Source organism: Rhizobium redzepovicii (assembly GCF_019793435.1).
Classification (GTDB): Bacteria; Pseudomonadota; Alphaproteobacteria; order Rhizobiales; family Rhizobiaceae; genus Rhizobium; species Rhizobium redzepovicii.
Genome location: NZ_JAILYH010000014.1, coordinates 187,472 through 209,571, shown reverse-complemented (window position 1 = coordinate 209,571; position 22,100 = coordinate 187,472). Strand labels below are relative to the sequence as shown.

The 22,100-nt window shown below is 61.7% G+C and carries 24 protein-coding genes and 2 pseudogenes; 14 read left to right on the top strand and 12 right to left on the bottom strand.

The features are described 5' to 3' along the window. Both K6N12_RS22715 and K6N12_RS22710 read left to right on the top strand, forming a co-directional pair. Window positions 1-123, top strand: a pseudogene (locus tag K6N12_RS22715) (porin); the annotation flags it as partial. A 273-nt stretch (window positions 124-396) separates the two neighbouring features. Beyond that, a pseudogene (locus K6N12_RS22710) lies at window positions 397-903 on the top strand (LysR substrate-binding domain-containing protein); the annotation flags it as partial. A gap of 49 nt (window positions 904-952) precedes the next feature. On the opposite strand, the gene K6N12_RS22705 reads toward K6N12_RS22710, so the two are convergent. Beyond that, a complete protein-coding gene (locus K6N12_RS22705) occupies window positions 953-1,636 on the bottom strand; it encodes a DNA alkylation repair protein (protein WP_097628490.1) in 684 nt (227 codons plus the stop codon). Further along, on the bottom strand, window positions 1,633-2,502 hold the full coding sequence (locus tag K6N12_RS22700; protein ID WP_097628491.1) for an NAD(P)-dependent oxidoreductase: 870 nt from the start codon (window positions 2,500-2,502) through the stop codon (window positions 1,633-1,635). Before K6N12_RS22700 ends, K6N12_RS22705 begins: the two co-directional genes overlap by 4 nt. Before the next feature lie 161 nt (window positions 2,503-2,663). On the opposite strand from K6N12_RS22700, the gene K6N12_RS22695 reads away from it, so the two are divergent. From K6N12_RS22695 to K6N12_RS22665, 7 genes are all read left to right on the top strand, one after another. Then, complete coding sequence (locus K6N12_RS22695; RefSeq protein WP_097628492.1) at window positions 2,664-3,035, top strand: hypothetical protein; 372 nt, start codon at window positions 2,664-2,666, stop codon at window positions 3,033-3,035. A 321-nt stretch (window positions 3,036-3,356) separates the two neighbouring features. After that, the gene (gene ssuD / locus K6N12_RS22690; protein ID WP_097628493.1) at window positions 3,357-4,532 is read left to right on the top strand and encodes an FMNH2-dependent alkanesulfonate monooxygenase; all 1,176 of its coding nucleotides are present in this window, start codon (window positions 3,357-3,359) and stop codon (window positions 4,530-4,532) included. A gap of 338 nt (window positions 4,533-4,870) precedes the next feature. Beyond that, window positions 4,871-5,194: an ArsR/SmtB family transcription factor gene (locus K6N12_RS22685; RefSeq protein ID WP_097628494.1), complete on the top strand. Its 324-nt coding sequence runs from the start codon at window positions 4,871-4,873 to the stop codon at window positions 5,192-5,194. Continuing rightward, the gene (locus K6N12_RS22680; protein ID WP_097628495.1) at window positions 5,191-5,601 is read left to right on the top strand and encodes an SRPBCC family protein; all 411 of its coding nucleotides are present in this window, start codon (window positions 5,191-5,193) and stop codon (window positions 5,599-5,601) included. The genes K6N12_RS22685 and K6N12_RS22680 overlap by 4 nt, the downstream gene beginning before the upstream one ends. A 43-nt stretch (window positions 5,602-5,644) precedes the next feature. Beyond that, the gene (locus tag K6N12_RS22675; RefSeq protein WP_097628496.1) at window positions 5,645-5,851 is read left to right on the top strand and encodes a hypothetical protein; all 207 of its coding nucleotides are present in this window, start codon (window positions 5,645-5,647) and stop codon (window positions 5,849-5,851) included. A gap of 10 nt (window positions 5,852-5,861) precedes the next feature. Then, entirely contained in the window at window positions 5,862-6,332 is a 471-nt protein-coding gene (locus tag K6N12_RS22670; RefSeq protein ID WP_097628497.1) for a DUF1801 domain-containing protein, read from the top strand. Between the two features lie 35 nt (window positions 6,333-6,367). Then, window positions 6,368-6,817 carry a DUF1801 domain-containing protein gene (locus tag K6N12_RS22665; RefSeq protein ID WP_097628498.1) on the top strand — a complete coding sequence of 150 codons (450 nt, stop codon included), beginning with the start codon at window positions 6,368-6,370 and terminating at the stop codon, window positions 6,815-6,817. A gap of 126 nt (window positions 6,818-6,943) precedes the next feature. Here K6N12_RS22665 and K6N12_RS22660 read toward each other — a convergent pair whose 3' ends face one another. From K6N12_RS22660 to K6N12_RS22645, 4 genes are all read right to left on the bottom strand, one after another. Then, window positions 6,944-7,420 (bottom strand): SRPBCC family protein, encoded by a 477-nt coding sequence (locus K6N12_RS22660; protein WP_097628499.1) that lies wholly within the window; start codon window positions 7,418-7,420, stop codon window positions 6,944-6,946. After that, window positions 7,417-7,758 carry an ArsR/SmtB family transcription factor gene (locus K6N12_RS22655; RefSeq protein WP_097628500.1) on the bottom strand — a complete coding sequence of 114 codons (342 nt, stop codon included), beginning with the start codon at window positions 7,756-7,758 and terminating at the stop codon, window positions 7,417-7,419. The genes K6N12_RS22660 and K6N12_RS22655 overlap by 4 nt, the downstream gene beginning before the upstream one ends. After that, complete coding sequence (locus K6N12_RS22650) at window positions 7,755-8,441, bottom strand: glutathione S-transferase family protein (RefSeq protein WP_097628501.1); 687 nt, start codon at window positions 8,439-8,441, stop codon at window positions 7,755-7,757. The genes K6N12_RS22655 and K6N12_RS22650 overlap by 4 nt, the downstream gene beginning before the upstream one ends. A 101-nt stretch (window positions 8,442-8,542) precedes the next feature. After that, window positions 8,543-9,361 carry a class I SAM-dependent DNA methyltransferase gene (locus tag K6N12_RS22645; RefSeq protein ID WP_097628502.1) on the bottom strand — a complete coding sequence of 273 codons (819 nt, stop codon included), beginning with the start codon at window positions 9,359-9,361 and terminating at the stop codon, window positions 8,543-8,545. A gap of 114 nt (window positions 9,362-9,475) precedes the next feature. Between K6N12_RS22645 and K6N12_RS22640 the strand changes: the two genes are divergently transcribed. Then, window positions 9,476-10,201, top strand: coding sequence for a DUF2270 domain-containing protein (locus K6N12_RS22640; protein WP_097628503.1), 726 nt, complete (start codon window positions 9,476-9,478; stop codon window positions 10,199-10,201). 16 nt (window positions 10,202-10,217) lie between these two features. On the opposite strand, the gene K6N12_RS22635 is transcribed toward K6N12_RS22640, so the two are convergent. From K6N12_RS22635 to K6N12_RS22620, 4 genes are all read right to left on the bottom strand, one after another. Further along, on the bottom strand, window positions 10,218-10,484 hold the full coding sequence (locus tag K6N12_RS22635; RefSeq protein WP_003594110.1) for an usg protein: 267 nt from the start codon (window positions 10,482-10,484) through the stop codon (window positions 10,218-10,220). A gap of 172 nt (window positions 10,485-10,656) precedes the next feature. Then, window positions 10,657-11,487: an ABC transporter permease gene (locus tag K6N12_RS22630; protein WP_097628504.1), complete on the bottom strand. Its 831-nt coding sequence runs from the start codon at window positions 11,485-11,487 to the stop codon at window positions 10,657-10,659. Further along, window positions 11,484-12,290, bottom strand: coding sequence for an ABC transporter permease (locus K6N12_RS22625; RefSeq protein WP_097628505.1), 807 nt, complete (start codon window positions 12,288-12,290; stop codon window positions 11,484-11,486). Before K6N12_RS22625 ends, K6N12_RS22630 begins: the two co-directional genes overlap by 4 nt. Before the next feature lie 113 nt (window positions 12,291-12,403). Next, on the bottom strand, window positions 12,404-13,177 hold the full coding sequence (locus tag K6N12_RS22620) for a transporter substrate-binding domain-containing protein (protein WP_003569151.1): 774 nt from the start codon (window positions 13,175-13,177) through the stop codon (window positions 12,404-12,406). A gap of 329 nt (window positions 13,178-13,506) precedes the next feature. On the opposite strand from K6N12_RS22620, the gene K6N12_RS22615 reads away from it, so the two are divergent. Then, window positions 13,507-15,720 carry an OmpA family protein gene (locus tag K6N12_RS22615; protein WP_097628506.1) on the top strand — a complete coding sequence of 738 codons (2,214 nt, stop codon included), beginning with the start codon at window positions 13,507-13,509 and terminating at the stop codon, window positions 15,718-15,720. Window positions 15,721-15,828: 108 nt separating this feature from the next. On the opposite strand, the gene K6N12_RS22610 is transcribed toward K6N12_RS22615, so the two are convergent. Continuing rightward, entirely contained in the window at window positions 15,829-16,587 is a 759-nt protein-coding gene (locus tag K6N12_RS22610) for an alpha/beta fold hydrolase (RefSeq protein WP_097628507.1), read from the bottom strand. A gap of 52 nt (window positions 16,588-16,639) precedes the next feature. After that, window positions 16,640-18,406 carry a cytochrome c biogenesis protein DipZ gene (locus tag K6N12_RS22605; RefSeq protein ID WP_097628508.1) on the bottom strand — a complete coding sequence of 589 codons (1,767 nt, stop codon included), beginning with the start codon at window positions 18,404-18,406 and terminating at the stop codon, window positions 16,640-16,642. A gap of 327 nt (window positions 18,407-18,733) precedes the next feature. Between K6N12_RS22605 and K6N12_RS22600 the strand changes: the two genes are divergently transcribed. From K6N12_RS22600 to K6N12_RS22590, 3 genes are all read left to right on the top strand, one after another. Next, window positions 18,734-19,768, top strand: coding sequence for an alpha/beta fold hydrolase (locus K6N12_RS22600; protein WP_097628509.1), 1,035 nt, complete (start codon window positions 18,734-18,736; stop codon window positions 19,766-19,768). Between the two features lie 122 nt (window positions 19,769-19,890). Further along, entirely contained in the window at window positions 19,891-20,631 is a 741-nt protein-coding gene (locus K6N12_RS22595; protein ID WP_097628510.1) for a response regulator, read from the top strand. Continuing rightward, window positions 20,628-21,947: an ATP-binding protein gene (locus K6N12_RS22590; protein ID WP_131711034.1), complete on the top strand. Its 1,320-nt coding sequence runs from the start codon at window positions 20,628-20,630 to the stop codon at window positions 21,945-21,947. Before K6N12_RS22595 ends, K6N12_RS22590 begins: the two co-directional genes overlap by 4 nt. Window positions 21,948-22,100 lie beyond the last annotated feature (153 nt).

Below are 22,100 nucleotides of genomic sequence, written 5' to 3'. Positions count from 1 at the left end.
GGTCTGACGGTTGATTACCAGATCGTCGACAACTTCTACGCCAAGGCTTCGGTTCAGTACCTCGATCCGGAAGATGCAGACGACTCCACTTCGGGCTACTTCCGCCTGCAGCGTTCGTTCTAATCTGCCTATTGATGCTCCCGGTCTTCGGGCCGGGAGCACTTCAAATCAGTTTCTGATCCGAGTGACCTCCGATCAGCTACGGGGACGAGTCCGGTCTTCCCTGCCGGGCCGTCCTTGCAGCGTTTTTACGCACAGTCCTCCGGCAGTCTTTCAGCACAGCCTTTCAGGTGAACCGAAGCGGTATGCTGCATATTGCACGGCGGCTTCTTGCCAGCATTGCCTCTCGAGGCACTCCCATTTTCAATTTTCAAGTGAGCTGGATTGATCGATAGCATCATCGGCTCCAACCGGCGCGCCGACCTCATCAACGAACGGATCGATCTTGATGTGAGGGCGACCAACGAGCCTGACGATGCGCAAGCTCGACCGGGCGCGGCGCATCCTGGTCGCAAGTCCCTCGCTGGTCGAGCGTACCGGCGGTTTGAATTGCGTGGAAAAGCTCGCCGACCTTCCGACGTTGGCAATGACGTCATGGGTGTCCTTTCATGGTTGGGAATTGATCGCTCCGAATGACGCCAAACGAGTGATTCGGCATCAGCCGCGGCTCACCTGCCGCAGCATGACCGCCATCCTCGACGCGGCCCGGGCGGGTCTCGGCTTCGGGCTTTTGTTCGAAAGCGCCTGCGAGGCCGATCTCCAGGCCGGCAAGCTGGTGCGGGTGCTGCCGGATTGGCAGTCGGAGGAGAGCCCTTTTATATTGTCTTCACGACCGCCAAGGGCATGCCGCCGGCAGCGCGAGTGTTGATCGATTTCCTCGTCGAAAAATCCCGACAGCATTAGTGAAGCGGCATTGACGAACAAGGGCCTTCGCCTCGAAACCGGAATGCGCTTATTTCAGCCGTGCCAGCAGCTTTTCGCCAGTCAGTTCCTTGACGGCATCCTTGCCGATCCAGCGGGCGGTTTTGTCAGGGCTTTCCGCCAGCCCCTTGGCATGGGCGAGGGCGGGTGAATGGCAGGCGAGATTGCGCTTGCCGATACTGCGGAGTGCCCAATTGACCGCCTTGCGCACGAAGTTTCGAGGGTCGGTGGCATGAGCCTTGATCAGCGGCAGCCAGGCAAGGATGGTCGTGTCGGGTTCGTTCTTGCGATGGACGGCGGCGCCTGCAATCATGGCGAAGGCAGTGCGCCTGACGAATTCACGCTCGTCGTCGGCGAATTCTGAGATGAGTGCGTCCAGTCCGGCCTCGACGAAGAGATCGGCGGCGCAATCGACGATCTCCCAGGAATTGAAATCATTGGCCCAATTCCGGGCTTCTTCCGCCGTCAGCCGTTTCGGCTCGGCAGTGCAGAGGGCGAGCAGGCGGGCTTCACGGATATCGCTTCGCCAGAGTTCGATCGCTCTGGCGTGATTCTTCTTCGCCAGTCTGACGACCGCCCTGATATCGGGATTGGAGATGCCGAGGGCGTGTGTGGTCACGATGCCGAAGCGCGCCATGCCGGCGACGTTCTCCTCCGAACGCAGCGTTTCGAGATGCGCGATCAGTTCTGCCGCATCGGAGGAGGCGTCAATCATTTTTCGAGACGTGCAAGCAATGAGGATGTATCCCAGCGATTGCCGCCCATCGCCTGGACGTCGCCGTAGAACTGGTCGACGACGGCGGTAACCGGCAGCTTGGCGCCGTTGCGGCGGGCTTCGGTGAGCACGATACCGAGATCCTTGCGCATCCAGTCGACCGCGAAGCCGAAATCATATTTGCCGGCGTTCATGGTCTTGTGGCGGTTTTCCATCTGCCAGGAGCCGGCCGCCCCCTTGGAGATCACCTCGACGACCTTTTCGATATCAAGGCCGGCGCGCTTGCCGAAATGCAGCCCTTCGGCAAGCCCCTGGACGAGGCCGGCGATGCAGATCTGGTTGACCATCTTGGTTAACTGGCCAGAGCCTGCCGGTCCCATCAGACCGACCATGCGGGCATAGGCGTCGATGACGGGCCTGGCACGATCGAAGACGGCCTCGTCGCCGCCGCACATCACGGTCAGGACGCCGTTTTCAGCGCCGGCCTGGCCGCCGGAAACGGGAGCATCGATGAAATCGACGCCTTTTTCCTTTGCTGCGGCATAAAGTTCGCGCGCAACCTCGGCGCTGGCGGTGGTGTTGTCGATCAGCACCGACCCCGGCCTCATGCCGTGCAGGACGCCGCTTTCGCCCGATGTCACCGACCGGAGATCTTCGTCATTGCCGACGCAGACGAAGACGAAATCGGCGTCCGCGGCAGCCTCGGCCGGCGTGGTGGCGGATTTGCCGGAGAATTTTTCTGCCCAGGCGACGGCTTTTTCGGCCGTACGATTATAGACGGTGACATCGTGGCCGCCCTTCGTCTTCAGATGACCGGCCATGGGAAAACCCATTACGCCGAGACCGATGAATGCGACTTTAGTCATATGTCCTGTCCTTATCCGGAGTGCGAGACCCTGAGGATTAACCGAAACGGCCGGGCCAGAAAAGCCGTGAAGACGGAGTTCCTTGCGATAGACGGATATGAGGCTGGTCGCCGTTCGCCTCAGCCCTAAATGGAGATCAGGCAAATGTTTCCGGGGGTGACATGCGCGAAACTCCGACGATCGAGCCGCGGCGCAAAGGCCGCAGTGGAATGCAGTCGATGCTTATTCCATCGCAGCAGATGGTCGCAGAGCAGATTCGATCGGCACAGCAAGGTGTTTTCACCGAGCTTGGCGTCCTTCGCCGCCGCCTCGCTGCCGAATACGGGGCGGACGCCTGTTGTCCCGTTACCGTGGAGCGACATCTGCGCGCGATTGCCGATCTGTCTTTCCTCGCCCTACAAAAGGGAGAACCGGTTTCAATGGTCACGCCCTATTGGCGCATGGTCGATCCCATGAGCCTCTTGGCAACGCGTCTTGCGGGTGGGGCGGGCTTTATCCGGGAGCGGCTGGCCGCCGAACGTCAAGAAGGATAGCGGCGGAAGGCTGCTATCAGCAGGCGTTTGCCGGCAAGCGACGGAACTGGGAAAATTATTCCCCCAAGCGGACAACAATGGCAAGTTGATATTGTCGATATAATTTATAGTCTATGCCAGTATTCCGACGAGCGATGGCTCAAGGCATCCGGCCGCGCCATCGATCGACAGGTATTTCAGATGTTCACGCGCAGATGAGCCCGGCATTCCCCTCCCGCCGCACCGCCATCCTCCCAGGCCGGCGCACGTTCTGCACGCTTGCCAAGGGCCAGCTAAACCGCGCGGGCCGACTTTCGAATTTCACAGCAAAGGACCGTTTCCATGACCGCCACATCCGATCCCATCAACTTCCTCTGGTTCATCCCGACGTCGGGCGACGGCACCTATCTCGGTTCCGCCGATCTTAATCGCGCGCCCGAAATCGGCTATCTCACGCAGATCGCCCAGGCTGTCGATCGTCTCGGCTATTCCGGCGTGCTGCTGCCGACCGGGGTTGCCTGCGAGGAGTCCTTCGTGACGGCGGCGGCGCTCGCGGCTAAGACCGACAAACTGCAGTTCCTGGTGGCGATCCGCCCGGGCACGGCCTCACCGGCTTATTACGCGCGTCTGGCGACGACGCTCGACCGCATTTCCAACGGCCGCCTGCTGCTTAATATCGTTGTTGGTGGCAGTCCGGCAGAGCTTGCCGGTGATGGCATCCATCTCGAGCATGACGAGCGTTATGCCCATGCCGAGGAGTTTTTCACCGTCTTTGAGGAACTGCTTGACAAGGGCACGGCAAGTTTCGACGGCAAATATATCAAGGCGACCAATGCGCGCCTCGGCTTTCCCTCGGTGCAGAACCCGCGTCCGCCGCTCTATTTCGGCGGCTCGTCGGATGCCGGCATCGATTTCTCGGTCGGCCGCGTCGACAAGTATCTAACCTGGGGCGAGCCGCCGGCGCAAGTGGCCGAAAAGGTCGCCAAGGTGCGCAAGGCCGCCGCCGAGCGCGGCCGCGAGGTGAGCTTCGGCATCCGCCTGCACTTCATCGTGCGCGAAACCGACGAGGAGGCATGGGAGGCGGCGGAACGGCTGATCCGTCATCTCGACGACGATACGATCCGCGAGGCGCAGGAGCGCTTCGTTCATGAGTCGGACTCGGTCGGCCAGAAGCGGATGGCTGCCCTTCACGGCGGCCGCCGCGACAAACTTGAGGTCTCGCCGAATCTTTGGGCCGGCGTCGGCCTGGTTCGCGCTGGTGCGGGCACGGCGCTTGTGGGCTCGCCGAAGACGGTGGCCGCACGCCTTGCCGAATATCAGGACATCGGCATAGATACGGTCATCGGCTCCGGTTATCCGCACCTGGAAGAAGCCTATCGCGTCGCCGAGCTGCTCTTCCCCGAACTCGGCATTACCCGCGAGCAGCAGCGCCTGGCCTTCAACAACGAGTTCGGCCGCAAGCAGGTTTTCGCAGGCGGCAGCCATGGCGGCAATCTGAAGGTCGTTTCCGGTTCCTGAGGTCGAACGAAGCGGGTAAGTCCGACATCGCCGGAAGCCGCTCGCGGCTTTTGGCGTCCTGTTGCCAACTGACGTGCAGGTGTATGTGGCTATGCCCACTTCGGCTCCTCGTGCCAGCCTAGCGGAAATCGTCCCGGCGCGCGTGAGCTAGCGGAGACGCGTCGATGTATAGTCAATGAGCTATGTTTAAATCGCTGACGGTTTTTTCTCCAGCGGCGAGTTCGTTGCGGGCTCTGGTCAGCAAGCTCACCTATTCAGTGTTTTTCGTTTTAGCCCTTGACTAACGCATACCTGCGTAGCTATACGTTAATCCATAGCTGAATAGGTATTGATCTAAAATGTCCGATGTTCAAGACACGCTGTTCAAAACGCTCGCTGATCCGACCCGGCGGGCTCTGTTCGAGCGGTTGTGCCGGGAAGGGGAGAAGACGGTCGGGGCTCTGACGGCCCGGGCCGGGGTCTCGCAGCCGGTCGTCTCAAAACATCTCGGCATATTGAAGCAGGCCGGATTGGTACGCGACCGCCACGAGGGCCGCCAGACGCATTATAGCGCGCAGCTCGGTGCGCTTGCTCCGCTGGTCGACTGGACCAGCGAGATGGCCGGGTTCTGGCAAAACCGCTTCAACGATCTCGAAGATTTGCTGAAAAGGATGGATCAATGACCGACATATCGACAGAAACGCGCTCCGTCGTCATCGAACGGGAAATCCCTTTTCCTTCGGAAAAGATCTGGCGGGCGCTCACGCAGCCGCACCTGATCCAGGAGTGGCTGATGAAAAGCGACTTCAAGCCGGCCGTTGATCATCGCTTCAGCTTCAACGCTGATTGGGGTTCGGTCGACTGCAAGGTTCTGGAGGTCGAGCCGAACAAGACCCTGTCCTATAGCTGGGATGCCTACGGTCTTGAAAGCACCGTCACCTGGACTCTCACTCCGACCGGTACGGGCACGCATCTGCGCATGGAGCAGTCGGGTTTCCGGCCGGATCAGCGGCAGGCTTACGGCGGCGCCAGGAGCGGGTGGACGCAGTTCCTTGCAAATCTGGAGCAGGTGCTGGCGCGAATGGAGTGAGGCCGCCCGTCGCTTCGGCTGATGCAAACGGGGGGAGGTCCCATTGAACCGGAACAGCTGGTTGCGTCAGCGCCACCGGTGGCTGTCCGTTGCCTTTACCGTGGCGGTTATTGTCAATATTATCGCCATGGTACAGGAGAAATCGACCGTCTGGGGCGGCGTCTTGGCATCGCTGCCGCTTGGCCTGCTATTGCTGACCGGTCCTTACCTCTTCCCGCTGCCTTATGCTGCCAGATGGCGTGGGAGATAGGAGTGACGCAATGGCCGGCAAGACGTCCAAGACCCAGGTGACACTCACCGAGAAGACCGCCGCCAAGCCGGCCGCTGCAGAGCCGACCCTTCTTTCGGGCGGCAATCCGCAGATCGCCAAGGGTTACGGCGAAGCTCCGGTGCAGGCCTATATCGCCGCGATGCCGGGCTGGAAAAGCGATGTCGGGCGCCGCCTCGATGCACTGATCACGCGTACCGTGCCCAACGTGCATAAGGCAGTCAAATGGAACTCGCCGTTCTACGGCATCGAAGGGCAGGGCTGGTTCCTCGGCATTCATTGCTTCACGAAATACGTCAAGGTGGCATTCTTCCGGGGTGCGTCGCTGCAGCCTCTGCCGCCCGGCTATTCCAAGCAGAAGGAAGTCCGCTACCTCGATATCCGCGAGGACGACGAAATCGATGACGCCCAGCTTGCCGCCTGGGTGGAGCAGGCCAGCCAACTGCCCGGCGAACGGATGTAACAACGAATACCCCTCGCATGAGGGCGGGAGGAACTATGAAGAAAGCGACAGCAGCCATGAAGACGAGGGATTCCGGGGACGCAAATGGGGGAGCCTCGCCGTCTCAACTGATCGACGCGAGGATCAAGGAACTCGGCGATTGGCGCGGCGAAATGCTCGCCCGAATCCGTGCGCTCATCAAGCAGGCCGAGCCCGAGGTGGTCGAGGAATGGAAGTGGCGAGGGGTTCCGGTGTGGGAGCGTTCCGGCATCATCTGCACCGGCGAGACCTATAAGAACGCGGTGAAGCTGACCTTCGCCAAGGGCGCCTCTTTGCAGGACCCCTCGGGTCTCTTCAATTCCAGCCTCGACGGCAACACGAGGCGGGCCATCGATTTCCATGAGGGCGACGAGATCGACGAGGAGGCGTTGAAGACGCTCTTTCGCGCCGCCGCAGCCTTGAATATGTCAGCAAAGGCCGCCGCCTCCGGGAAGAAATCGTCGTGATTAGCAGAAAAGCGAAAATGCTCTAAAACGCGTCGCATCAAACTTGATTCATGCGACGCGCTTTAGCTCTTTGTTTTGATGCATGTCGCTATCCCGGAACCGCTGCACACTTCCGGGCGACATGCATCAGTGGATCGGGTTCGCCTCGCGCTCTAGGAAGAGTTCCAGATTGTCGAGGCCGATTTCCGTGCCCTGGAGGCGTGCGCCGTTGTCGGCGTAGCCGTCGAGAAAGACCACCTGTTCAGTAAAGATCATCCTGGTGCCCTCGGGGTCGGCTTCGAAGGCGACGGTGGCGAGCGAGGCGGAGATACGCCTTTCACCGAGCTTCATCTCATAGGCATAGATGATGCGGACATCGGGCACGATATCGATGTAATGGGCGTCAAAAGCATGCAAAAGTCCGTCGGTATCGGCGACATGATTCCGCTCGGTGCCACCGGGACGGAAGTCGAGTCCGTATTCCAGCGGCGCCCATTCGCCGTGGCAGGCGAACCATTGGCGCTTGGCCTCCGGTATCGACCAGGCGCGGAAGACGCGGGCGACCGGCGCCTTCAGGCGCCGCTCGATGACGAGGGTGGTGTGTTCGGCGGATCGTGTTGTCATTCGGAAAAGGTCTCCGGCTCTTCGGCGAGATATTGATCCAGCCTGTCGAAGGTAGCGTTCCAGCGGCTCTTTCGCTGTTCCACCCAGCGCTCGACGGCGGCAAGCGCGCCCTGCTGCAGGCGGTAGGTTCGCACCCGGCCGGATTTTTCGGAGAGTACGAGGCCGCTTTCCTCCAGCACCTGCAGATGTTTCATTACTGTCGGCAGGGCAACCGCAAGCGGCGCGGCCAGCTCGGTGACGGAAGCCGGGCCGCGGCCGAGGCGGTCGATCATGCCGCGGCGGCTGCGATCGGAAAGCGCGTGGAACATGCGGTCGAGACCCGCCTGGCCGTCAATCATCCCGCGGCATCCCGGAAGCGGATGGGCAGCCTGTCATGGTAGGGATAGAACTTGAAATAGGGGCGGGCCTCTTCCAGCGCCCTTGCAAAGGATGGGCGGGCGAGCAGCCGGTCGTAGTAGGCGCGAAGCTTCGGCTGCTCCTCTAAAAACGGGACCAGCGTCTCGGCGTAGAAGAGGGCGGGTGCTGCGCCGCAATCGGCCATGGTGAAGGCCTCGCCCGAGATCCATGAGCTCTCCGAGAGCTGTTTTTCGATCATCGCATAGGCGGTGGCAAGCGTTGCCTTGCAGCCGGCCACCTCTGTCTCGTCCTCCTTGCCCTCGGGGCGCCGGCGATTGCTGACGATGGTCTGCATCGGCGCCTGGACATAATTGTCGAAGAAGCGATCCCAGAGGCGGACCTGCAGTGCCCGGTCGATTTCCAGCGGCAGCAGGGAAACGGGGCCGGGATAATAGTGATCGAGATATTCGATGATGATCGACGTCTCGGGAACCGTGCTGTCGCGCGCTTCGTCCCGCAGCAGCGGCATCTTGCCGATCGGCCAGAAGCGGAAAAGATCAGCGCGCGAGGTCTCGTCGGAGAGATCGACGAGGCGGTTTTCGAAGGGTGTGCCGTTTTCGTAAAGCGCGATCAGCACTTTGTGGCAGAAGGAGGCGAGCGGATGCCCATAGAACACGAGCGACATGCGGCGACCTTTCCTGTTAGGCGGAAACTTTACCGACCGACTAAGTATCAGGTCGGAAAGGAATGCGCAACAGATAGTTCGTCGATCGTGAAACTATTGTATCAACCGATATATCTCGCGATCACCAGATGGCCGGGCGTTGGCTGGCCGTCTTCCATGCGCACGTTGATATCCGATATCTCGACGAGTTCGAAACCGGTAGCCGCCAGGCGTTCTTTCACATAGGCGTCGGCATGGGCGAAGCGCTGGTGTGGGCCGACCATGTAGGCGCGGCCTGCAAGGGTCTCCTCCGGCAGGGTTTCCGAGGAGAAGATGAACAGGCCGCCGGAGGTCAGGTTCTCGGCTGCGCCGAAGAACAGCGGTTCGAGCGCGCCGAGATAGGGCAGCACGTCGGTGGCCGTGATGATGTCGAAGGCTTCCTCATCATTGTCGTCGAGGAAGTCCTCGACCTCGGCGACGAAGAGCGTCTCGTAGAGATCCTTCTCATGGGCGATCTCGACCATCTTCTCCGAAATGTCGAGCCCAGTCATATCCGCGCAGAGGTCGCGCAGCGCGCCGCCGGTGAGGCCCGTGCCGCAGCCGAGATCGAGCAGCCGCTTGAACGGCCCGAGCTTCAGCGCCTGCAGCCGCTGGCGCACCAGCATCGGCACGTGATAGCCGAGCTGCTCGACGAGCACGTCTTCGAAAACCTCGGCATGCTGGTCGAACAAGGTCTCGATATAGGCGTCCGGCGCCCTGACCGGCGTCTCGCCCCGACCCATCGCGGCGATGCGCACCGCTGCACCGCCGTGGTCGTCGGGATCGATCGCCAGGACCTCCTCATAGGCTGCAACGGCCGCGTCGACATCGCCGGCCTTTTCCAGCGCCAGAGCGCGGTTATAGGCCTCGCCAAGGGCTTCTTCGTCGATCTTCTTTGCCATAACAGTCCGCCGTCCTTTTGTTTCACGCATGCGTCTAAGGCGGCTTTCGATGTTTTGCAATGGCGTGGCTGTGGGCGCAGAATGGCCAAAAACAAGACGAAGGGAGGAAAAGCCATGAAATCGGAGCAAGAACGGACGTCATCGGTGTTGGAAGGAGAGGCTGCGCGGGCGTTGCTGCTGCCTGGTACGCCGGGCGAGATTACCAATACGCTCAGCCATTATTACCGCGGCGAACTCGGACGGATGACGAGCTGGCGCGACCGCATCGACCGGACATCCAATTGGGCGATCACCGTGGTGGCGGCGCTGCTTTCGGTGTCGCTGTCGACGCCGACCTCGCATCACGGCGTTCTGCTGTTCGGGATGATGCTGGTGACGCTGCTTCTGATTATCGAGGCGCGGCGCTACCGCTTCTTCGACATCTACCGCGCCCGCATCCGCCAGATCGAGCGCAGCTATTTTGCGCAGATTCTGGCGCCAGACGCGGGGGCCGGCAGAGAATGGGCCGCGGTGGTCGCCAGCAGCCTGCGCAAACCGCGTTTCCTGCTCAGCTATCGGGACGCGATGCACCGCCGGCTCAAACGCAATTACGTCTGGATGTATTCCATCCTGTTTCTTGCTTGGTGCCTGAAGATCTCGACGCCGAAACTGCAGACGGAGGGCATGCCGGCGCTGCAGGCGCAGTCCTGGACCTATGTCATCGACAATGCCGTGCTGGGGCCCATTCCAGGCCTTGCGGTCATTGTCATCGTTGCCGTCTTCTACCTCGGCATCCTCTGTTTTGCGCTCAGCCCAGTCCGCGACCAAGGCGAATTCGGCCATGGCGAGGCGCATGTCTGATGCTGCGCAAGCCGGATCAGTGCAGGATGAACTCTCCCTTCAGCGCCCGCCACTCGGTTGCCGAGATCAGCTTGCGGTGGATGTAGCGCACCGAGTGCAGCGGTCCGTCGAGCTTTTCTTCCCAGAATTTCAGGAATCCGCGCATTTCGGGGAAATCGGGGGCGAGATCATATTCCTGCCAGACATAAGTCTGCAGAATTGCCGGATGATCCGGCAGGTGGTAGAGGATCTGGGCGGTCGTCAGACCATAGCCCTGCAGTTGTTTTTCCATGTCCTTGTGCATCGTGTTCACTTCTTCTCGTCCCCACTCGCGCGCTTATTAGCGCTACATGATATGGAAACATGCGAGTGGTTAACGGAAGCTTTACAGATACTTCATAAAAGGACAATTTATTTTTGATATCAATGGCTTGGCAGCATCTCTCCGAGAGTGCTGCCAAGCCGGACCGCAGGGGTCAGCGCTTGAGATGCCGGGTCAGGCGGCGTTCGATCCAGGCCCAGAGATGGCGCAGCGCTTCGACGATGGCGAGGTAGAAGATCGCCGCCCAGAGATAGGTCTGGTAATCGAAGGTGCGGGAGAAGGCGTAGCGGGTTTCGCCCATCAGGTCGAGCACGGTGATGATGGCGACAACAGCCGAACCCTTGATTAAAAGGATGATCTCGTTGCCGTAGGGGCGAAGGGCGACGATGAGAGCCTGCGGCAGGACGATCTTGCGGAAGGCGATGAACCTGTGGATGCCAAGGGCCGCGGCCGCTTCGTGCTGTCCGTGCGGCACGCTTTCGACAGCGCCGCGAAGGATTTCCGCTTGGTAGGCCGCGGTATTGATGGTCATGGCAAAAAGGCCGCAATACCAGGCTTCGCGGAAGAACCACCAGATGCCGACGGCCTCAAGCTGCGGGCGGAATACGCCGAGGCCGTAATAGACCAGGAACAGCTGGGCAAGCAGCGGCGTGCCGCGGAAGAAATAGATGTAGCCATAGGCGAGCGCATTCAGCACCCGGTTCTTCGACATGCGCGCCGCCGCAAGCGGCAGCGACAGAACTGCGCCGCAGATGACGGAAATGAAAACGAGGCTCAGCGTGACCCAGAGGCCGTGGAGGTAACGCGGTCCGTAGCGAGCGAATTTTTCCGGATCCCAGCCGTTTATCACGGAGATCATCAGCAAAGCGCCGAATACCGCCCAGAAGGCGACGAGAATATAACCGGCGATGCGCGCCGGCGTGACCGGCTTCATCACTTCGCGCGGTGCGGGCTGCGGCGGGATCAGCGTTTCGGCGTAGCTCATCGGCGGATCTCCGAACGCTTGGCCCAGCGCTCGACATAGACGAGCAGAAAGGAGGAGAGGATGGCCAGCACCAGATAAAGGCAGCAGGCCAGGCCATAGAAGAAGAAGGGTTCCTTGGTCACGCGCACCGCGACGCTCGTCTGGCGCAGGATATCGGCAAGGCTGATGATCGAGACGTAGGAGGTGTCCTTCAGGAGCACCATCCAGAGGTTCGTCAGGCCTGGCAACGCGATGCGCACCAGCTGCGGCAAGATGATGAGACGTAGCGTTCGGCCGTGATGCAGGCCAAGCGAGTCGCCGGCTTCATATTGTCCCTTGGGAATGGCGCGAAAGGCCGAGAGCAGAACTTCCGAACAGTAGGCTGAAAAAACGACCGAAAGCGCGATGACGCCGGCGAGGAAGGCGTTGATCTCGACCGGCGGTCCGTCATAGCCGACGAAGGTCAGCAGAGACTGGATGAGCATCTGCATGCCGTAATAGATGATGAAGAGCGTCAGGAGCTCCGGCAGGCCGCGGAAGATGGTCGTGTAGATGCCTGCCGCCAGCCGCAGCGCTTTTTCTTCCGACTGCTGGCCGAGCGCCACCAGGAAGCCGATGGCGAGGCCGATCGGCAGGGTGACGATCGCCACCGAAACGGTAACCTGCAGGCCAAGTGCGATCTCGTCGCCCCAGCCGGTGTCGCTACAGGCAAGGATCGTCGACTGACCGAGCCAGGTGAAGATGCCGACGGGTCCGCACAGCGGATCCAAAATGTGCACAAGTGCGCTCCAGAAGGAGCCGAGCGCGGAAAATAATCCGCCCATGCGTGAATTCCCCTCACGGCTTTTGCCGTTTTGATCTTGCCATCTTTGTCAAACAAAAATGGCGGAAGAGCAAGCCTTCCGCCATTACCTTGACTGGCCAGATAGCGAATTTCTTATTCGCCGTAAACGTCGAAGTCGAAGTACTTGTCCTGGATCTTCTTGTATTCACCGCTGGCGCGGATCGCAGCAATTGCCGTGTTCAGCTTTTCCTTGAGCGGATCGCCCTTACGGATGGCAATGCCTGCGCCGTTGCCGTTGATTTCCTTGTCGACCGGCAGGGTCGTCAGGATCTTGCAGCAGGCGCCGGCGTCGGATTTGACCCATTCGGAGAGAACGACGACGTCGTCGATGACGGCGTCGACACGGCCGCTGGAGACGTCGAGCTTGTATTCGTCAGCCGTCGGATAGAGCTTCAGCTCAGTATCGGCGAGGTGCTTCTCGGCGTAGTTGGCATGCGTCGTCGAGGTCTGTGCGCCGATCACCTTGCCTTTGAGGCCGGCAACGTCGGTGATCTTCGAATCCTTCGGCACGGCGATGGCCGGCGGGGTGTTGTAGTACTTGTTGGAGAAGTCGACGAGCTTCAGGCGCTCCGGCGTGATCGACATGGAGGAAACGATCATGTCGAACTTCTTGGCGTTAAGCGCCGGGATGATGCCGTCCCAGTCGGTGCTGACGAAGGAGCATTCGGCCTTCATCTCGGCACAAAGCGCCTTGGTGATGTCGATGTCGAAGCCCTGGATCGTGCCGCTGGCGTCGACGAACTCGAAGGGCGGATAGGTCGAATCGGTGCCGATCACATACTTCTCGCCATCGGCCATGGCCGAGCCGGCGAAAAGGGACATCGCCGCGATCGAGGCTGCCGCGAAAATACGGGTGGAGATATGCATGAGGATCCTCTCTGTTGGTAGCCGCCGCTCTTTTTCTCGTGGGCTGACGGCTGCAGTTCAACGGTCCGAGACCGCCTTGCGGCGATAATCAGACTTTTTTTCATGGAATTGCAACACAAATCCCATCGCAATTGGGCGGTGCAAATTGCAGTCGAGATGAACGTCGGCAGACTGCAACATTCACGCGAGGTTAATCTGCAGCTTCCTAGAACCGGAACAAATCGGCGGCTCGGCGATTGCCATTTCGCCGTTTCGCCTCATTGCGACGCTAGGGGCGGAAGCTGGGCCTGTCGGCCTTCAGGAAGCTCAAACAGGATCGAGGAAACCCGATGGGCATGAAATCAAGATTGTTCGCAAGCGCGGCTTTTCCGCTGCTTTCCCTCTCGCTGGCGTTCCAGCCTGCATCGGCAATGGCTGCCGTGCGCGACGTCGCGACGCAGGCTCAGGCCGTGCGGCAAGTCGAACAGGGCGGTTTCGAGGTGGCCCAGGATGCGCCACAGGATGCGCCTTCCGATGAGGAGTTGCTGAAGAAGAAGCGCAAGCAGAAGGAAGAAGCTCCAGCCGAAAAGGCACCGGCCGCCGAGCAGCCGAAGGAGGCGCCCGCCGAAAAGCCGAAGGCTGAGCGCAAGGAGGCGCCGGCGCCTGAACCCAAGGCTCCTGAACCCAAGGCAGAGCCGGAAGCGCCGAAGGAAAAACCTGCGCCGCAGGCCGAAAGCAAACCCGAGCGGAAAGCCAAGCAGGAAGCCCAGCCCGAGGTCAAGCCGGAGGCCGCGCCTCAGCCGGAGCAGCCTGTAACGCAGGAGAAGCCGAGGAAGCCGAAGAAGCAGGCCGAGCCGGAGGCTCAGCCGCAGCCCGAACAGCAGCCGGCGGCAAAGGAAGCGCAGCCGGACACGGAGCAGGCGCAGCCGGAAGCCAAGCCGGAAGGCGGCAAGCGCGCCAAAGGGCAGGACAAGGCCCTAGGCAAGGATAAAGGCAAGGGCAAGGCCGAGACTGGTGCTCCCGAAGCCGTGACGCCAGCCGAGGAGCAGGCAAAGCCCGAAGTCAAGCCGGAGGCAAAACCCGCCGCCGAAGCACCGGTGGAGAAGAAGCCGGTAAAGGGCGAAGCCGCAGCACCCGCGGAGAAGCCGGCTGAAGGCAAGGCAACTGAAGATAAGGCAACTGAAGGCAAGGCGACCGAAGATAAAGCGGCGGCACCAGAAGCCGTACCCGCCGAAAAGCCAAAGGACGGCACCGCGGCAAAGCCTGCCGGCGAACAGCCCGCCGGCGCGCAGCCGGCCGCGCCGGCGACCGACACTGCTCAGCCGCTGCCGGATGCCAGCGGCGGCCAGCAGGTCGAGCAGGCCATTCCGGCGCCGGAAAAGGTTTCGCCCGAAGAGCTGGAGCGCCGCAAGAAGATTGCCGCGGATCCGGCCAAGAGCAACGAGACCGTCGTGCTGCCAGTCGAGAACGGTGCGGCCGTGCTCGACAGCGACAAGGATGCCGACCGCAGCAAGGGCCGCGAAGGCCGCCGCGACCGCGACAAGATGCGCGCCGAGACCCAGGAGGTGAAGGTGCCGACCTCGGATGCCGATGCGCAGGCCGCCAGCGGCGCCAAGGCGGCGCCGACGATCAAGCTTGAAGCGGTGACCAGCGAGAAGGGCAGAAAGCTCGATGCGCGGCCGCAATTCGTCCGTCCCGACGGTGCGCGCGTCGACGATAGCACCGACGACAATCGTGTGATCATCCAGTACGACAATCGGGTGATCGTGCGTGGCGACGACGACAGGCGGTTCCTGCGCGACGGCGAACGGCCGAGCTACGAGGAACTGTCGGGTGATCGCTACCGCGAGACAATCACGCGGCCGGAGGGTTATCGTATCGTGACAATCCGCAACCGCTATGGCGACATCATTCAGCGGTCGCGCGTCGACGCCCGCGGGCGCGAGCATGTGCTCTATTATTCGCAGGACCTCTACGACGATCCGGACCGCGACTATTTCGAGGATCCGGGCGCCGACCTGCCGCCGATGCGGCTGCGCGTACCGCTCAACGATTACATCATCGATACTCGCAGCGACCCGGACCGGGATTATTACGAGTTCCTGAGCGAGCCGCCCGTCGAGCCGGTGGAGCGTGTCTACTCGCTTGACGAGGTAAAGTATTCGGCCCGTATCCGCGACAAGGTGCGCCGCATCGACCTCGACACGATCACCTTCGCGACCGGCAGCGCCGATATCCCGATGACCCAAGCGCGTACCCTGCGCAAGGTTGCCGACGCGATCAGCCAGGTGCTGAAAAAGGATCCGAGCGAAACCTTCCTGATTGAGGGTCACACGGATGCCGTCGGAACCGATCAGAGCAACCTGGTCCTTTCCGACCAGCGGGCGGAATCGGTCGCGAACGTGCTCTCCGACGTCTACGGCATCCCGCCGGAGAACTTGGCGACCCAGGGCTATGGCGAGCAATATCTGAAGGTCAACACGTCAGGCCCCGAACAGGAAAACCGCCGCGTCACCATCCGCCGGGTGACGGCGCTGGTTCGGCCGGTGGCTGCCAACCAGTAAATATCGTTGCCCCTCTCCATTATGGGGAGGGGCATTTTATGGCCTTTTCCTTCTTCTCGGCGGGGCGAAGGCGGCCGTCGATGATCTGCTGCCCCCATCCCGCCGGTCCTACTCGCCGGCTTTCCTGGCCGCCTTTTCGATGATGTCGGCGACCTTCTCTGCTTGGGACGCGAAGACGGCGTGGCTTGCCTTGATCTCGGTCACCTCGCTGCCGGCCCGTTTTGCCATCTCGCGTTCCAGGTCGGGGTTGATGGCGCGATCCTCCGTGGCGACGATCGACCAGCTCGGTTTTGTCCGCCATGCCGGCTCGGCGCTTTTGGCGGAGAACGCCTGCTTCGAGGCGAAGACCTGTGACCTTGCTAGGAAGTCGGCTTCGGCTTTCGGCAGGTCGGCAGCGAAATCCGCGGCGAAGGCTGCGGGGTCGAGATAGAGATACTTACCGTCCTTGGTTTCCTTAATATCCATGCTGCCGGCGGGCTTGGAGCTCGCAAGGCTCAGCAGGCTTTCGCCCTTGTCGGGCTGGAAGGCCGCGACATAGACGAGGCCTGCGACATTGGGGTCGTTGCCGGCTTCGGTAATCACCATGCCGCCATAGCTGTGGCCGACGAGCAGGCTCGGTCCGTCCTGGAGGTCGAGAACCCGCTTCGTCGCTGCCACATCGTCGTCGAGCGAGGTGATGGGCTCCTGGACGATGCTGACGTTGAAGCCGCGTTTCTGGAGAATCTCCGTCGCCTTGCGCCATCCCGACCCGTCGGCGAGCGCGCCGTGCACGATCACGATGTTTTTAACGGCGGCAGCCTCTGCTGCGAAAGCGATGACGGTGGTGGCGAAGGCAAGGGCTGCCGTGAAGAGAAGACGTCTGTTCATGGGTATCACTCCTTTGGTCGTTGTCGAGGATCGGAACTGATCAGTCTGCAGGTCAGCCGAAAGTGAAGGCGTAGGCCTGCACTCCGGGATCGAGGAAGCGGATCTGGAAGTTGCGGGCGCCGACCGTGCCGGACTGGCGCACCAGCTGGTAAAGCCTGGTCGCCGTCACCGTGCCGTTGCCGTCGGCACCGATGTCCGAGCCGTGGTCCGGCCCCGGCGCCTTGCCATCGACCGTCACCTGGAAGCGGATCGGTTTGCCGTCGGCGCCAGGCCCCAGGACAAGATGCAGGTCGCGGGCGCTAAAGCGATACGTGATGCCGCCGCCGGCCTCATCAAGCCTCGCCTCATCCTTGCCGACAGTCCAGGTTCCGGACAGGCCCCAGCCGTTGAGGCCGGGTTCGGCGATCGAATAATTCTGCGGCGCGTCGGCCTGCAGTCCCTCGGGCGAGGCAAAATTCGCTGCCTGTTCGTAGCCGAGATAGGTTTCGCCGGAGCGGATATTGCCAAGGTCCGGACCGGCTTCCACGCCCTTGGCATCCGGTGCGACCGCCGTACTTGACGTCATCTGGCCGCCGGCTTCGCGCAGCAGGTCCTGAATGGCTTTTTCGGTCCTGCCATAATTGCCTTCGCCGAAATGGTGGTAGCGGATCTGGCCCTCGGCATCGATGAGATAGCCGGCCGGCCAGTAGCTGTTTTCGAAGGCGCGCCAGATTTTGTAGTCATTGTCGATCGCGACCGGATAGCCGATCTCGAAGTCACTGAGCGCCTTCTTGACGTTGTCGAGCTTCTTCTCGAAGGCAAATTCCGGGGCGTGGACGCCGATCACCACGAGGCCCTGATCGGCGTATTTTTCCGCCCAGGCTTTGACATAGGGGATCGTGCGAATGCAGTTGATGCAGGAATAGGTCCAGAAGTCGACGAGCACCACTTTGCCCCGCAGCTGCTCGGTGGTCAGCGGCTTGGAGTTCAGCCATTCGACGGCGCCGTCGAGCGAGGGCGCATAACCTTCGACGGGCAGATCGCTGCGGAAGGGCTTTTTCGCGTCTGCGATCAGCACGTCGTTGCTGGCGACCTCGGCGGAGGCGCCGGCGGGCTTGGCATGCAGCCTGTCGAGCACGGCCTGCTCCAGCGAGGCGGTGCTCGCATAGGAAAGCCGCGATAGCAGACTGGTGTCGAGGCCGAGGGCGATGACGGCAACGCCAGCGAGTACCGCAGCACCGAGACCTTGGCGAATCCGGTCGCCGAAGCCGAGCGAGCGTTTCATGGCGGCGAATATCCTGCCGCCGACAAGCAGGGCGACCGCGAGCGAAGACGCGGCACCGGCGGCATAGGCGGCCAGCAGGAAGGTGGTCTGCAGGTTGGCGCCCTGCAGGGCGGCGCCTGTGAGAACAAGGCCGAGGATCGGCCCGGCGCAGGGCGCCCAGAGCAGGCCGGTGGCGACGCCCAGGATGAGGGCGCTCTTGACCGTCGGCGCGGCGCGTCCACCGCCGTTGGCGTTCAGGAGATTGTTGCCGAGATCGACGATCGGCCGGGCAAGGGTGCTGGCGAAGCGCGGCGACAGCAGGCTGGCTCCGAAGAGCGCCAGCAGGACGATAGCGGCGAGGCGGCCATATTCATTGGCGCGGATGGCCCAGCTGCCGCCGACCGCGGCCAGCGTGGCGACCAGCGCGAAGGTGGCGGCCATCCCCGCCAGCATCGGCAGCGTGCTCTTGACGAAGGGCTGCCCGGCACGGGCGAAGACGAAGGGGAGGATCGGCAGGATACACGGGCTGAGGATCGTCAGCGCGCCTCCGAGATAGGCAATGATCAGAAGTGTCATCATCGTTTCCTTTGAAACCGATTGATCGGGCTCTGGACGGCGATGGGCCTGAACCAGCAACGACGGGGATATGGCCGGGTCGACGTATCCCGGATGTGTCCGACTTCGCGGGAAAATGTACCGAAGTGTTGCTGATGGGAGATCGCGATACAGAGCGACACAAACCGGGGTCGCAGCAACCGCCAGCGGTGAAAACGGCGCGATTGTATCGGAATGTATCCCGGCGGCCGGAAGCTACATCAGCATTCAATAATGATTGCTCATGACATATCGCTGATACAAGTGGAACGTCTTTTGAGGACGTGATTCATTCGACAGGAGAGACCGATGTCAGAGCAAATCAACCATCACCGCCGCCGCTTCTTCGGCATGACGGCAATCGCCCTTGCGGCCGTCGAATTCGGCGTGGCCGGCACGGCCGTTGCTCAGTCGGCGCTGCCGGCCGTGAAGGCCGGAACCAATACGTCTTTCGAAGCGCTGAAGCGGGTGAATGCCGGGGTGCTCGATATTGGTTATGCCGAGGCGGGCAGCGCGGATGGCCCGGTTGTGCTGCTGCTGCACGGGTGGCCCTATGACATCTACAGTTTCGTCGATGTCGCGCCGCTGCTGGCCTCGGCGGGCTACAGGGTGATCGTGCCTTATCTGCGCGGTTACGGCACGACCCGGTTTCTGGACCAGGCAACGGCGCGCAATGGCCAGCCGTCGGCGCTGGCTGCCGATATGATTGCGCTCATGGATGCGCTCGATATCGAAAAGGCGGTCGTTGCCGGTTATGACTGGGGCGGGCGGACGGCAAACATTATGGCGGCATTGTGGCCGGAACGCTGCAAGGCGATGGTCTCGGTGAGCGGCTATCTGATCGGCAGCCAGGAGGCCAATTTGAAACCGCTGCCGCCGAAGGCTGAGCTGGCCTGGTGGTATCAGTTCTATTTTGCAACCGAACGCGGGCGCCTGGGTTACGAGAGCAATACCCATGATTTCGCAAAGCTCATCTGGCAGACGGCTTCGCCGAAGTGGAATTTCGACGATGCGACTTTCGACAGGTCGGCGGCCGCCTTCGACAATCCCGACCATGTCGCGATCGTCATTCACAATTATCGCTGGCGCCTGGGGCTTGCCGAAGGCGAGGCGAAATACGATGCCTATGAGAAGACGCTCGCCGCATTGCCGATGATCTCCGTGCCGACGATCACCATGGAGGGGGATGCAAACGGTGCGCCGCATCCGGAGCCCTCGGCCTATGCCGGAAAATTCTCCGGCCGATACGAGCATCGGACGATTAGCGGCGGCATCGGCCACAACCTGCCGCAGGAAGCGCCGCAGGCCTTTGCGCAGGCGGTCATCGACGTGGACCGCTTCTGATCGATGAGGCCGGCCGCAGAGCCTCGTTGCTTGGGCCGGCGGAATATGCGTAGGTCGCGTCAGCCGCCTCGATATCGAGGAGGAGGGCGCGGCCGCTTCTATCGGTAAGGGAACAGGAACATATGGATCATGTCGATCACATCCTGGTCGTCGACGACGATCGCGAAATCCGCGAGCTGGTTTCGGGCTATCTGCAGAAGAATGGCCTGAGGACCAGCACTGCTGCGGACGGGCGCCAGATGCGCAACTTTCTCGAAGCCAACGCCGTCGACCTGATCGTGCTCGACGTGATGATGCCGGGCGACGACGGGCTGGTGCTGTGCCGCGAACTGCGCGCCGGCCGGCACAAGGCGATCCCGATCCTGATGCTGACGGCCCGCACCGACGAGATGGACCGGATCCTCGGATTGGAAATGGGCGCCGACGACTATCTCGCCAAGCCCTTTGCCGCGCGCGAGCTGCTCGCCCGCATCAAGGCGGTGCTGCGGCGCACGCGCATGCTGCCGCCCAACCTGCAGATCAGCGAGGCCGGGCAGTTGCTGAGCTTCGGCGACTGGCGGGTCGACACGGTCGCCCGGCATCTTCTCGACAAGGAGGGGACTGCGATCGCACTCAGCGGCGCCGAGTACCGGCTGCTTCGCGTCTTCATCGATCATCCGCAGCGGGTTCTCAATCGCGACCAGCTTCTGAGCCTGACGCAGGGCCGCGATGCCGATCTCTTCGATCGTTCGATCGATCTCCTGGTCAGCCGCCTGCGGCAGCGGCTGGGCGACGATGCGCGAGAACCGACCTACATCAAGACGGTGCGCAGCGAAGGCTATGTATTTTCCGTTCCGGTCGAAATCACGGAGCTGCGCCAATGAGGGCGATCCCATGGTTCTCGGGTTTGATCTGGCCGAGGACGTTGCGGTCGCGAATCTTCTTGATCCTTTTGATCGGTCTCGCCCTTGCCTACGGGCTGTCCTTCAGCGTGCTCTATATGGAGCGCACCATGTCGGCCAAGGCGGTGATGCTCGGCACGCTGGAGAATGATGTCGCAACGTCTATCGCCGTTCTCGACCGGCTTCCGCCGGGCGAGCGCGGCGATCTCCTCGATCGGCTGAGCCGCGGCAATTACCGCTTCGTGCTCGGGCCCGGACTTCCCGGCGTGCCCGACACGTCAAGCAAAGGGGCCGAGATATCGGGCAAGATCGAGGAGGCGATCGGGCATCGCTTTCCTATCAGCATCGAACGGATTCCGGGTGCGGTGAACCGATTGCAGGCGCATCTGACGCTGAGCGACGGAAGCCCGCTGACGATCGACGTCACGCCGAAGGGCGTCATGCCGATCGCCGGATGGCTGCCCTATGTCTTCGTCATCCAGATGCTGCTGCTCATCCTCTGCACCTGGTTCGCGGTTCGCCAGGCGATCCGGCCGCTGGGTGCGCTTGCGGCCGCGGCCGATGCCCTCGACCCCAACAAGGACGGTCCTGCTTTGACCGAGGCCGGTCCGAGCGAGGTCGCGCATGCGGTGAGGGCATTCAATGCGATGCGGGAGCGGATCGCCCATTACCTCGAAGAGCGCGTGCAGATACTGGCGGCCATCTCGCACGATCTGCAGACGCCGATCACCCGCATGCGGCTGCGCGCCGATATGGCGGAGGATTCACCCGAAAAGGAAAAGCTGGTGCATGATCTCGGCGAGATTCAGCGCCTCGTCCAGGACGGTATAGCCTATGCGCGCAGCGCCCACGGCAGCGGCGAGAAGAATGCCCGCATCGATCTCGCCTCGTTCATCGACAGCATATCCTATGACTATCAGGACACCGGAAAGGCGGTGACCGTCGTCGGGCTGGTTCAGGGCGCCGCCTTGACCAAGCCGCATGCCCTTCGCCGCATCCTGTCGAATTTCATCGACAATGCGTTGAAGTTTGCGGGTGCTGCCGAAATCAGCGTCGAGCACAATGCGGAAAACAATGTCGTCATCACCGTGATGGATCGGGGGCCTGGAATTCCTGAAGACATGCTCGAAGCCGCCATGCAGCCGTTCTTCCGGCTGGAGCAATCCCGCAACCGGGAGACGGGCGGCACGGGTCTTGGTCTTGCGATCGCCCAACAACTGACGGCCAAGATCGGCGGATCGCTCCGGCTCTACAATCGCGCCGGCGGCGGGCTGGCGGCGGAAGTCACCCTTCGGTGATGCTGGCCTGCCGGAAAAATTTCCGGCGGTTTGTATGGGATAATGTCCTGGATGCCGGATGCTACGTTTTGTGACATTTCGGCCGATTTCGGAAACATGCCGGATATAACAGTCGGTCAAACCTCACTCCGTTCAACCCGATCGCCTGAGGCG